Below are 12,158 nucleotides of genomic sequence, written 5' to 3' on the forward strand. Positions count from 1 at the left end.
TACCTTATGGTTACTACTCATGGATATCACTCACCTTGAACAACTTAGTTCGGAGACACTGCTTGGGATAGTCAACGAAAAGCTCAGATTAACCTGTAGCTCCCAAGCCGCTCTTTTCTATGAACTCGATATTGATAAACAGCTGTTAGAGTCAAAGCTTGGCGACATCGGTTATCACTATGATGCAATCAGCAATCAATACAAAAATCCAAAATAGACGATAGAGACGCTCACTATGCGTAGCGTATTGAATTCAATGTTGAAAATAGTTCCTGTTGCATATCGTTTTTATGATTGAGTCAACTATAAAAAGCATGTAATTTGTGCAAACGAAAAAGTTGTTACCGCAGCAATATGAATATATTTCAAGGAGGGTATTGTGATAAACAAAGGAAGTTGTTTGTGCAACAAAGTTAAATATGAAATCGATGGTGAACTTAAAGATGTATTAAATTGCCATTGCAGTATGTGCCGTAAACTGCATGGCGCAGCATTTAGAACTCGCGCTCAAATTAATAGCACTGATTGGCGCACGATTGAAGGCAAGGAGTTCATTAAATTCTATGAATCATCACCAGGTGAGCATAAAGGCTTTTGCTCTGAATGTGGCTCCAATCTATATACAAAGTTTGATGCAAAACCCAACGTCCTCGGTTTTCCTTTAGGCACATTAGACACCGATCCCAAAGTTACTCCCTCTCGTCATATCTTTGTCGGCAGTAAAGCACCTTGGCACGAGATTGCAGACGACTTACCGCAACAGCGCGAGTATGAATAACCCCATTAAATAATTAAGAGACGATAAAACCACTGGCTTTACCGTCTCTTATATTTCCTAACGTTAACAGAGTTGCTGCTAGCTATAGCTTAGCTCATTGCTGAACTCTGCTGACGACTATAGCGATAAACCAAAGAGTACAATACAGGTAAGATCACTAGCGTCAGCAAAGTCGACGAGATAATTCCGCCAATCACTACGGTTGCCAGTGGTCGCTGCACTTCAGCGCCGGTGCCCACATTGAGGGCCATAGGCACAAAACCTAAACTGGCTACCAGTGCGGTCATCATCACCGGGCGCAAACGTTGGCTTGCGCCCTGCTTAATTGCCTCAATGAGCTCAAGCCCTTGCAGTTTCAGCTCCTTAATAAAGCTCAGCATCACCACGCCATTTAGCACCGCAATGCCCGATAGCGCGATAAAACCAATCGCCGCAGATATCGATAGTGGCATATCTCGTAACACCAAGGCCAATACCCCGCCCGTAAGTGCTAACGGTACCCCGCTGAAGATAATGAGTGAGTCACGCACTGAGCCAAAGGCGCTATATAACAAGCCAAAAATCAATAGTAGTGTTAATGGCACCAAAATCATTAAGCGATTTGACGCAGACTCTAATTGCTCAAACGTGCCGCCATACTCACTCCAGTAACCACTTGGCAGCGCAAGTTCATCCGCCATCACCTGTTTGGTATCTTGGATAAACGAGCCTAAATCACGTCCATCAACATTGGCAGTTACCACAACGTGGCGCTTACCGCTTTGACGATTGATCTGATTTGGCCCCACTTTAAAGTGCAATTCAGCGACTTCGCCCAAAGGTACATAGCTTAGATCAGGGTTAAGCTCCGCTGGTAACGCTATCGGAATATTAGCCAGTTTGTCGAGATCTTGGCTGATATCATCGTCCATTCTCACCACTAACTTAAAGCGTCTATCACCTTCATAGATTAGGCCAACAGGTACGCCAGACACCGCGGTTTGCAGTGCTTGTTGCACATCGACAATGGTAAGGCCAAGTAATGCTAGGTGATCACGGTTTGGCTCTACCGACAATGTGGGTAGGCCCGACATCTGCTCAACGCGCACATCGGTTGCACCATCAATCCCTTGGAACAACCCAACGGCGCGATCGCCGGCATCTTTCAATGTATCGAGGTCATCGCCATAGATCCTTAATGCCACATCGGCGCGCACACCAGCGATTAACTCGTTAAAGCGCATCTCGATAGGCTGGGTAAACTCATAGTTGTTACCAGGTACCTGTTCAACATGCTCTCGCAGCTCCTCAATAAACTCAGCTTTAGTCTTACTTGGATCTGCCCACTGTGAACGTGGTTTGATGATCAAAATAGTATCGGCAACACTTGGTGGCATTGGATCGGTTGCAACCTCTGGCGTTCCTACTTTTGAGAACACCCGCTCAACTTCATCAAGCTCACTAATCACCAATTCAAGCTTCTTTTGCATCTCTATCGATTGCTCAAGCCCGGTGCCAGTGATCCGCATGGCATGCATGGCAATATCACCCTCATCGAGCTTTGGCAAAAATTCAGAACCTAAGCGGCTTAGTTGAACACTGGTCACTGCCATCAATACAATCGCGCCTGCGATAATAATAAAAGGACGCTTGAGAGAGAAAAACAACACAGGTTCATAGGCTTTGCGAGCATTTGCCATCAACCAATTTTCTTTCTCGTTGACTTTACCTTTTACAAACAGCGCGATGGCTGCTGGAACAAACGTCACAGAAAACAGCAGTGCACCGATAAGTGCAGCCACAACAGTAAAGGCCATAGGGTGGAACATTTTGCCTTCGACGCCACTCAGTGCAAAAATCGGCAGGTAGACCAACATAATGATCAACACGCCAAACACCGCGGGACGAAATACCTCTTTAGTCGCTTCTGCAACGACCTTAATGCGCTCTTCGAGCACCAATAATCGACCGTACTGCTTTTGCGCCATGCCTAGGCGACGTAGCGCATTTTCAACGATGATCACCGCACCATCGACAATAATACCGAAATCAATTGCGCCGAGACTCATCAAGTTACCCGACACGCGGTTAGCCGTCATTCCAGTAATAGCAAATAGCATACTCAGCGGAATAACCAGCGCGGCAATAAGCGCTGCGCGGAAATTACCCAATAGTGCAAATAACACCACGATAACCAATACTGCACCTTCGAAAAGGTTTTTCTGTACTGTTTCAATCGCTTTATCGACTAAGGTGGTGCGATCATAAACCGCTTCAGCCACGATACCTTCTGGCAAGCTTGCATTCACTAGCTTGAGCTTTTCACCAACCTCTTTTGCCACCACGCGGCTATTTTCACCTAGCAACATAAATGCGGTGCCAAGTACTGTCTCTTTACCGTTTTGACTGGCCGCGCCAGTACGTAACTGCTTACCATAAAACACATCGGCGACATCACCGATACGAACTGGTGCGTCATCACGTTTGGTCACGACCACTTGGCGAATAGACTCTAGATCTTTTAGCTGCCCAGGCGAACGAACTAGCCATTGCTCGCCGCTACGCTCGATATAACCAGCACCTGCATTGCGGTTATTACGCTCAAGCGCAGTAATAACATCATCGACCGTGACTTTAAATGCCAGCAACTTTGCTGGTACCGGCGCCACTTGATACTCACGCTCATAGCCGCCCAAGCTATTGATTTCAGTGACACCTTTAACTTTTACTAACTGCGGACGAATGATCCAGTCTTGAATAGTACGCAAGTCTTCTGCGTTATAGGGCGTGCCATCCTCTTTCACTGCGCCCTCGAGTGCGCGAATTGAGTAAGTAAACACCTCACCCAAACCACTACTCACAGGTCCAAGGGCCGGCTCTGCTTCCAGAGGCAGCTCGCTACGTACACCTTGTAAGCGCTCACTTATCTGCTGGCGAGCCCAGTAGATATCGGTGCCCTCTTCGAAAATGACGGTCACTTGTGACAAACCATAACGCGAGATAGAGCGGGTATAATCTAAACTTGGGATCCCCGCCATAGCATTTTCAATCACATAGGTCAGCCTTTGCTCTGACTCAAGCGGTGAGTAGCCTGCAATCGCGGTGTTGATCTGTACTTGTACGTTGGTAATATCGGGGACAGCATCGATAGGCAGTTTTAGGGTGTTATAAACCCCTAATAGTGCTATTAGCAGTGTAATCGCCAATACCAATAATCGCCGTTTAAGGGCGAATGAGATAATAGTATCCATATTATTTCGTCCTTAGTGTACGTGCTTAGCAGCATTTTTCATGATGTCTGCTTTAAGCAAGTAGCTGTTTTTGGTAACGTATTCAGCGTTTGGTTCTAACCCTTCTAGCACTTCAACAAACTCACCATCTGATTCGCCAAGCGTCAGTGGACGAACTTCAAAAGTGTTGCCATGTTTAACAAACACCGCTGGCTTGTCGTTGAATGTTTGCAGGGCATCCGCGCGAACCGCGAGAGCAACATCCTTTGAACGCGTTTCGATATTTGCCTGTACATGCATACCAGGGCGCCAGTGGCCATCAGGGTTGGCGATAACAGCACGTACGCGGGCAATATGACCACCGGTCATCACTGGCGCAATATAGCTGATCGTACTCACCGCTTTACCTTCACTGTGTGTTTCTTCGCTATTACCGTGCTCATCATCACCAATCGTCACCTTTTGACCAAGTGCGACTCTGGCTAAATTTTTAGGAAACGCCGACATATCTATCCACACATTTGAGAGATCGCTGACTCGTAGCAACGCTTTATTGAATGTGCTATCGCCCACAGACAGCATCTGCTCAGTCACTTGGCCATTTGCCGGGCTTTTAACTGTGTAACGCTGTAGAGTCGATGAGTTACGAACAGTGGCAATCACTTGCCCTTTTGCTACAGTGTCGCCTACAGTAACGTTTAGCTGCTCAATAACACCGGTATAGGGTGCAGAAACACTAAACTGCTTGTCGGTTATTGCACTGACAACGCCAAACAATCTGTCCACAAAGTGCAACGTTTGTGCGCTGCTACTCTCAGTTTCCACCCCAGAGAGTGCCAATAATCGATCATTAATCGTCACTCTGCCCATGTGGTTTTCATAGTGCCAATCATAATCAACGCCTTTAAAACCCGCATGTACTTCAACGTCAAAAGAGTGCGGTTCGCGTACACTATGCTCGCTAACTAGATACTGCTCTTCAGCAGTAAAGCTGACATTGTCGATAACGCCGCCTAAGCGCGCTAATGTCAGGGATAAGTCAACTTCAGTTGGGTTAACAGGCTCACCTTTGTAGAAAGCATAAATGCGCATTTCTGGCGGGATCCCCGCTTCGGCCATAGTGACCTCTATTGCAAAATCTTGTTGCTCAAGAAGTCGTCCACCGTGGGGTCCCTCCTCTTGGTGCTCCTCCTCTTCTTCATGACCATGACCGCCACTGGCATTTGCTACGGCAATAGGCGCCAATGTGCCTGCAGTTAATAAAGAGAAAGACAAAAGAGTGGCAGCCAACTGTGCAGGTAAAGTATCAAAATTTAGTTTCATTATCGGTTTTCCATTGCCACAACAGGCTTCATGTTAGTGTTAGCGACAGTCATTGACTGTCCAGTAATGCGCTCGATGGCAAGCAGTGCCATATATACCGCCGTTTTCGCTTCAATCAGTTCGCGCTCAACGCTAAAAAGTTCTGATTGTGCATCGGCAAGTTGCAACACATTGACTTGACCTGTTTGGTAAGCAGATTGGGTATGCTGTTGTAATTTTTTGGCAAGTGGTAACACCTGCGCTTTCAACATTTGTGCCTGTTTAGCGTTGTTGAGCATTGATTGATGCAGCTCTAACAAGGTCAACTTCAACTGCTCACGAGCAAACCTTTGCTGTTCATGGGCTTTATCCTCTTCGGCCTTGGCCGCGAGAATATTACCTTCGTTTGGATTAGAAAATTGCAGCGGCATTGAGAAATTGAGCATCAATGCCCCATCATCAAAGCCATCATAACTCTTCACGCCAACACCTAAGGTAATATCAGAGGTGGCTTTTGACTCCTCCATACGACGCTTGGCGATAAGTAGCCGTTCAACACTCAGTAACTGCAGATATTGCGGCGCAGTTTCAATCGCATTTAGCACACTTGCCGCCGTGGGCAACACATTAAGCGGCTGCAGTTCATCGTTAGCTCGAGCGAATTTAACCTCGCTTGACCACATTGCAGATAACTTTTTCTTAGCGACATTGAAGTCACCATCAATGCGCTGTTTTAAAGCATTCGATCGTACTAATCGCAGCTGCATTTTACTAACATCAGCTTGGATCACAGCCCCTGCACTTGCGCGATCCTTAATTGCCGCTAACGAGGCTTGCTCAAGCTCTATACGTCGTTCAATCCAAGTTTGCAGAGCCTGTAAACGCAGCAGTTGATAGTAGCGCTCTGTGGTTTGAGCCAACACTTGCAGCCGTGTGGACTCATAATCACTCAGCTGTTGCCTTTGGCTGGCTTGGGCGTAATCGATGCGGCGCTGTCGTTTGTCACCAAGTTCTATAAGTTGACTAAGCGCTAAAGTTATTTCTGCGTTATCAACGCCCTGCATATCACCCGTGCCCAGAATATTCTCCACACTAACCGATAGTTCTGGGTTGGGGGTTATTCCAGCTTGCAAGCTTAGTGCTTCGCTTGCCCGCAGCGAATAGGGGAATGACTTAAGCGCAATATTGTTAAGCAGGGATTGCTCTAACGCCCATGCCAGCTCGATGCCGGCATCAGTTTTAGGTGCTAAAGCCTGTTGTTTTGATGATCCCTGCTCTGTGGCTATACTCTTGGCGCAATACATGCCAGCAATACTGATAACCACGGTGATCAATGCCCGCTGGCACGCCACCAAGAAGATACTTTTATCTCTAATCACGAGATGAAACTCCTGTTAATAAAGTCTTTACCTGTTCAAGGCGCTGTAAAAGGCGACACAAACGGTGCTTAGACTCTTTGACTCGAGCTTAGGTTATACAGGCGTGGCATTAGACTTTGAGCAGTAATCTACTCAGATAATCAGTGCCGACTAAAACAGCAACCGATCTAATAGAACAAAAGTTCCGACGCACGGCTTAACCTAAAAACTCAAAAATAATTAAATGGAATGGAACAGGAATTAACAATAAGGAGGGGGAATCGGTGGTGCGTAACTGCGATTTTGATAGCTAATTGCAAACAAAGCACGATCTTCTACACCTGTCGATTTAGCCACAGTGCCTAATTCGACGGGTGGATGACAAGCAGTATGAAAATCATCGCTATGCTCATCTTGCTCACTCACATCAACCATGTGGCTACATGCATTTAATGCGCTGTCACAACAAGCTTGTTGCAATTCAAGGGGTAGAGTGTTTTCAAAGTGATGGGTTTCACTCATGCCCAGTTCCACATTATGGATGTCTGCAGCGACACAAGTCGGAAAAAGTTGCGACACAAAAACCACCAGTAACAAAACTAGTGTCAATTTAGATTGGAACATCTGCATTGAGATCTGTGAATTAAACAATCATCTTCCTAATAGCGTAAATAGACATCTACCGAACAACTGCAGATGATAACCGCTTTTATCTCAGCGAAATAGCCCTCGATACAAAATGTTTTGAGAAATATGACCAAGATCGATTAGCAAAGTACTTTTCAAGTTCTTGGTTAATTTAAACTAACTTTTAGCCATGCGGGGTTTTCCGACATTTTTCTTAGTCGTTGACTGACCTTTTCCGCCTTTACGTGCATAGCTTTTTTTCTTAAACGGTGTCGGGCTTTTCACCCCTTGCAATGCGGTAGGTAGCACTGAGCCTGCTTGAGTGATGAGTTCATCAAGTTTGCTGATCAGTGGCTGCATAAAGGCTTGATATTGAGTTTCTTTTCGGCTCATTGAATCCAAGTTGTTTTCCCAAAGTGCGGTCATATCAGGGGTTGTGGCGCTAAGGGGTAAGCTGTTAATCAATCCCTTGCCTACATCAGTGGCAACAATTGTTTTGCCCTGCCTGACTAGAAAGCTGCGTTTAAACAATAATTCAATTATGCCTGCACGGGTTGCTTCAGTGCCCAGACCGTCGGTATCTTTAAGTATTTTTCGGATCTCAACATCAGTAACAAAACGGCTAATGCCTGTCATTGCGCTTAAAAGCGTCGCGTCAGTAAAATGCTTTGGCGGCTGAGTTTGCTTCTCTAACAGCTGGCCGCGATCACAAAAGAGCTTTTGCCCTATAGTTAAAGGCGGAATTGTCGCTAACTCATCCTCATCTTGCCCGTTAGAGTCTGAACTGGTGCTCGCTTTACTCTGTTTTAGCAGCAGCTTCCAACCTTTAGCTATTTCCTGTTTGGCTTTGGTTTTAAATAAGCCGCCAGCAATAATGATTTCAACCTGCGTTTCTTTGTATTGGTAAGCACTATAAAACTGCATCAGATATTGCCGAGCCACCAGCAGATAAACTTGCTTCTCTGCTGGGCTCAAACTGCTTAAGTTAGCCACTTTTTCCGTTGGGATAATCGCATGGTGAGCATCGACTTTTTTATCATTCCAGGCTTTTGATTTAAGCTTGGCGTTGGGTGCGTCAATGCCTTGTGTTAGTTCGGGAGCGCCTTTATTAACAGTGTTGATCACACTCGGCGCCATGCCATGTTGCTCTTGTGGTAAATAACGGCTATCTGAACGTGGGTAAGTGATTAGCTTGTGTCGCTCATATAAAGACTGACAAGTATCTAATACTGTTTTTGCACTCATGCCAAAGCGTTTAGCGGCATCAATTTGCAAGCTTGATAAATTGTAGGGTAATGGTGCATTTTGTTTCTTGTCTTGCGCATTCACTTTTTCAACTGTTGCTGGCTGACCTGTAATACGGCCGACTACATTTTGCGCCAGCCCTTTAGACAATACCCGCCCGTCTTCATCCATATAGGGCTGGCAAGCCTCACTAGGTTGCCATTTAGCAGTAAATGTTTGCTGCGGCTCTGCAGTTAAATGGGCAATGACCTCGAAAAATGGCTTAGAGACAAAATGAGCAATCTCTTCGTCTCGGCGCACCACTAAACCCAATATAGGAGTTTGAACTCGACCAACGGAAAGGACACCTTGATAACCGACTTTGCGGCCTTGAATAGTATAAGCACGCGTCATATTCATGCCATAAAGCCAGTCAGCGCGTGAGCGTGCTAATGCAGAAGTTGATAGCGGAATAAACTCACGATTAAGCCGTAACTGCCCCAAGGCGCGCTTTACTGCTTGCGGGTTTAAATCACTTATCAGCAGTCTTTTAGCTTGTGTTAATTTATTACCTTTAACCCCTAGGTGAGCAATGATCTCATCGACTAGCAGCTGCCCCTCTCTATCGGGATCGCCCGCGTTAACCAATTGTGTCGCTTCTTTAACTAACCCTCTAAGCACCGAGATCTGGCCACGCATCTTATATTTTGGCTTCATCTTCCACACATCAGGCACGATTGGCAGATGTTCAAATTTCCACGATTTATACTCAGGCGAGTATGCATCGGGCTCAGCTTGCTCCAACAGATGCCCAACGCACCAAGAAACACAATCGCCATTAGCTGCGCGTATAAACCCTTCACCCTTTTTTAGTGGTTTAGGCAATACGTCGGCAATGGCTCTACCTAAACTGGGTTTCTCGGCAATATATAAGATCATCGATGCAGATTCTTATCACTGTATAAATTAACAGTAACTGTAACCTGAGGCGAGATTAAGCGCAATGAAAAGGCGTTTAACTGCTCAAAGATTGTAAATTTTATTGAGAATCATTCTCATTTAATGCTTAAATTAGCCATCGTTAAAGGAGGACTTTAGTACCGTTAAAGGAGGACTTTAGTACCGTTAAAGGAGAACCACTATGCTAACCACAATGACAAACCCTGGCGTCAGGCTCGATAGGTTATTACTATTCCACTTTTTACTTATCACCGCCTGGGTCATTCTTGCGGCGCCGCTATTGTCGCAGAATCGAACAATCGAGCCCTTGGTCCTTGCCAGCCTGACAATTACCCTTAGCTGCATTAGCACATTGATAGGTTTGAAGTTAGAGCACGGTTTTAGCAAGGTAGCATATACCCTGTTGTTCGTAAGTTGGATGGCAGTTTGGGCGCAACAGCTCTTTAACCTTTAGATACAAAAAAGCCGAGTTTTCACTCGGCTTTTTGGGTATTTAGGTTAGGCCTATGGATGACAAACGTTATGCATCTCTAAGTTAGTACCGATATCTTTGCTGCGGTTAGCTTTAGCATCATCATTACGCAATTGAGTAATATAATCTAAATACGCTTGGTCAACATCATTAGTCACATACTTACCATCAAATACTGATGTTTCAAAACGCTTAATCGCAGGGTTTTCTTTACGTACTGCTTCAATGAGATCTGGCAGTGATTGGAATATCATTCCGTCAGCGCCAATCAACTTAGTGATCTCTTCAACGTCACGACCGTGAGCAATAAGCTCATTAGTCGTTGGCATATCGATACCGTAAACGTTCGGAAAACGAATTTCTGGAGCCGCTGAAGCAAAGTACACTTTCTTAGCGCCAGCATCTCGTGCCATTTCGATGATCTGTTCTGAAGTCGTGCCTCGAACAATCGAATCATCAACCAATAAGACGTTCTTACCTTTAAACTCAGCACCAATGGCATTGAGCTTACGACGCACTGACTTCTTACGCTCTTGTTGTCCAGGCATAATAAAGGTACGACCGATATAACGGTTTTTAACGAAACCTTGACGATATGGCAAGTCCATATGACGTGCAATTTCAAGGGCGATATCGCACGAAGTTTCAGGAATAGGAATAACCACATCGATATCGTGATCTTCCCATTCTCTCTTGATCTTCTCACCTAACATAGTGCCCATGTTTACGCGGCTGCTATAAACAGAGACATTATCGATAGTTGAGTCTGGGCGAGCAAAATAGACAAATTCGAAGATACACGGCGCGTAGCTTGGCGTGTGAGCACATTGGCGAGTGAAGAGCTCACCTTCTAATGTGATATAGACCGCTTCACCCGGCGCAACATCACGCATAAACTCAAAACCAACAGCATCAAGTGCAACACTTTCTGAAGCAACCATGTACTCAGTGCCTGTTTCAGTTTCGTGCTTACCAATAACTAGTGGACGAATACCGAACGGATCTCTAAATGCCATTAGGCCATGACCGATGACCATAGCTGCAACCGCATAAGCACCTCGAGCGATTTCGTGTACTTTGCTGATAGCTTTGAACACGTCATCAGAAGACAGGTGTTGAGTCGTCGTATGCTGTAACTCATCCGCAAGTAGGTTTAGCAATACTTCAGAGTCAGAGGTAGTGCTAACGTGACGACGCTGCTTATGCAAGCGTTCATGCAAATCTACCGTGTTGGTTAGGTTGCCGTTATGCGCTAATGAGATCCCAAAAGGTGAGTTAACATAAAACGGCTGAGCTTCTGAAGCACTTGAACTTCCGGCCGTAGGGTAACGCACGTGACCAATACCTGAATGACCTTGCAGGCGTTGCATATGCTTGGCTTCGAAAACGTCTTTAACTAAGCCATTGGCTTTACGTAATCTAAACGCATATCCGTCTACGGTCACAATGCCAGCAGCATCCTGTCCACGATGCTGAAGCACAGTCAATGCATCATAAATGGTTTGATTAACCGATGACTGACCAACTATTCCGACAATACCACACATGGGTAAGCTTCCTCATTGTAAGATGTTCTATTATTTAAATATTTTTGCTTCAGCCATGTTAATTTTGGCCGAAGTCCAAATAATGCTTTAGTGCATTTTATATTTTGGGTACAAAGCTTGAGGTGTTTTCCAAGTAGTCAAAGAACCACTGAATAACAACTCCAAATTCGGGCACGAGTGTTGAACTCTGCCACCAATCTGTATTGGGCGCTCCAGTAAAAGCGTCCAAGAAAAATAGTATTGCGCTTACGATTAGTGCGCCTCTGAGGGCACCGAAGCATAAACCGAGCACTCTATCGGTGCCAGACAATCCAGTTTTAGAAACCAGTTGGCCAATTATATAGTTAACCAGTGCGCCTAAAATAAGCGTAGAAATAAAGAGAATAGCGACGGCAACGCCGTTACGAACCATTTCATCTTGCATCTGGGTAAGATGAGTGGCGAGTTTGAGGTAAAACTGACTGGCGATGAAAAATGCGGCGAACCACACGACAAGTGACATCGCTTCTTTAACAAAACCTCGCACCAAACTTATCAGTGTCGATAGTCCAATAACGATGATGATGGCGTAATCAATCCAAACCATTGAAGAATATATCCGGCATAGGGTTTAAGACGGCGCGATTCTATCAGAGACGGGGTTATTTCACACGCTTTGTAGACGAAATAACGATTTCTCAG

General features: G+C 45.4%; 10 protein-coding genes. 3 read left to right on the forward strand and 7 right to left on the reverse strand.

Going from position 1 to position 12,158, the window contains the following annotated elements; translation table 11 throughout:
* The first annotated feature begins 19 nt into the window (after positions 1-19).
* Together SWP_RS13885 and SWP_RS13890 are read left to right on the forward strand one after the other, a co-directional pair.
* Positions 20-217, forward strand: a complete 198-nt coding sequence (locus SWP_RS13885) for a DUF4250 domain-containing protein (protein WP_020913168.1) — start codon at positions 20-22, stop codon at positions 215-217.
* Positions 218-379: 162 nt separating this feature from the next.
* Positions 380-778 (forward strand): GFA family protein, encoded by a 399-nt coding sequence (locus SWP_RS13890; RefSeq protein WP_020913169.1) that lies wholly within the window; start codon positions 380-382, stop codon positions 776-778.
* An 89-nt stretch (positions 779-867) separates the two neighbouring features.
* Here the strand turns inward: SWP_RS13890 and SWP_RS13895 are convergent, their stop codons facing one another.
* The 5 genes from SWP_RS13895 to SWP_RS13915 form a co-directional block, all read right to left on the reverse strand.
* Positions 868-4,008 (reverse strand): efflux RND transporter permease subunit, encoded by a 3,141-nt coding sequence (locus SWP_RS13895; protein ID WP_020913170.1) that lies wholly within the window; start codon positions 4,006-4,008, stop codon positions 868-870.
* Positions 4,009-4,020: 12 nt separating this feature from the next.
* On the reverse strand, positions 4,021-5,310 hold the full coding sequence (locus SWP_RS13900; RefSeq protein WP_020913171.1) for an efflux RND transporter periplasmic adaptor subunit: 1,290 nt from the start codon (positions 5,308-5,310) through the stop codon (positions 4,021-4,023).
* Positions 5,310-6,668, reverse strand: coding sequence for a TolC family protein (locus tag SWP_RS13905; protein WP_020913172.1), 1,359 nt, complete (start codon positions 6,666-6,668; stop codon positions 5,310-5,312). Before SWP_RS13905 ends, SWP_RS13900 begins: the two co-directional genes overlap by 1 nt.
* Positions 6,669-6,908: 240 nt before the next feature.
* Positions 6,909-7,298, reverse strand: a complete 390-nt coding sequence (locus tag SWP_RS13910; protein ID WP_020913173.1) for a hypothetical protein — start codon at positions 7,296-7,298, stop codon at positions 6,909-6,911.
* A 153-nt stretch (positions 7,299-7,451) separates the two neighbouring features.
* The gene (locus tag SWP_RS13915) at positions 7,452-9,437 is read right to left on the reverse strand and encodes a DNA topoisomerase III (protein WP_020913174.1); all 1,986 of its coding nucleotides are present in this window, start codon (positions 9,435-9,437) and stop codon (positions 7,452-7,454) included.
* Between the two features lie 202 nt (positions 9,438-9,639).
* On the opposite strand from SWP_RS13915, the gene SWP_RS13920 reads away from it, so the two are divergent.
* The gene (locus tag SWP_RS13920) at positions 9,640-9,912 is read left to right on the forward strand and encodes a hypothetical protein (RefSeq protein ID WP_044555938.1); all 273 of its coding nucleotides are present in this window, start codon (positions 9,640-9,642) and stop codon (positions 9,910-9,912) included.
* Positions 9,913-9,962: 50 nt separating this feature from the next.
* Here the strand turns inward: SWP_RS13920 and purF are convergent, their stop codons facing one another.
* On the reverse strand, positions 9,963-11,477 hold the full coding sequence (purF, locus tag SWP_RS13925) for an amidophosphoribosyltransferase (protein ID WP_020913175.1): 1,515 nt from the start codon (positions 11,475-11,477) through the stop codon (positions 9,963-9,965).
* Positions 11,478-11,574: 97 nt separating this feature from the next.
* Positions 11,575-12,063: a CvpA family protein gene (locus SWP_RS13930; protein WP_020913176.1), complete on the reverse strand. Its 489-nt coding sequence runs from the start codon at positions 12,061-12,063 to the stop codon at positions 11,575-11,577.
* Positions 12,064-12,158: the final 95 nt, after the last annotated feature.

It is taken from the genome of Shewanella piezotolerans WP3 (assembly GCF_000014885.1).
GTDB classification, from domain to species: Bacteria; Pseudomonadota; Gammaproteobacteria; order Enterobacterales; family Shewanellaceae; genus Shewanella; species Shewanella piezotolerans.

Coding starts and splice junctions, on each gene's coding strand:
- SWP_RS13895 (WP_020913170.1), bottom strand. CDS start 4,008: ATGGATACTATTATCTCATTCGCCCTTAAACGGCGATTATTGGTATTG.
- SWP_RS13900 (WP_020913171.1), bottom strand. CDS start 5,310: ATGAAACTAAATTTTGATACTTTACCTGCACAGTTGGCTGCCACTCTT.
- SWP_RS13915 (WP_020913174.1), bottom strand. CDS start 9,437: ATGATCTTATATATTGCCGAGAAACCCAGTTTAGGTAGAGCCATTGCC.
- SWP_RS13885 (WP_020913168.1), top strand. CDS start 20: ATGGATATCACTCACCTTGAACAACTTAGTTCGGAGACACTGCTTGGG.
- SWP_RS13920 (WP_044555938.1), top strand. CDS start 9,640: ATGCTAACCACAATGACAAACCCTGGCGTCAGGCTCGATAGGTTATTA.
- purF (WP_020913175.1), bottom strand. CDS start 11,477: ATGTGTGGTATTGTCGGAATAGTTGGTCAGTCATCGGTTAATCAAACC.
- SWP_RS13930 (WP_020913176.1), bottom strand. CDS start 12,063: ATGGTTTGGATTGATTACGCCATCATCATCGTTATTGGACTATCGACA.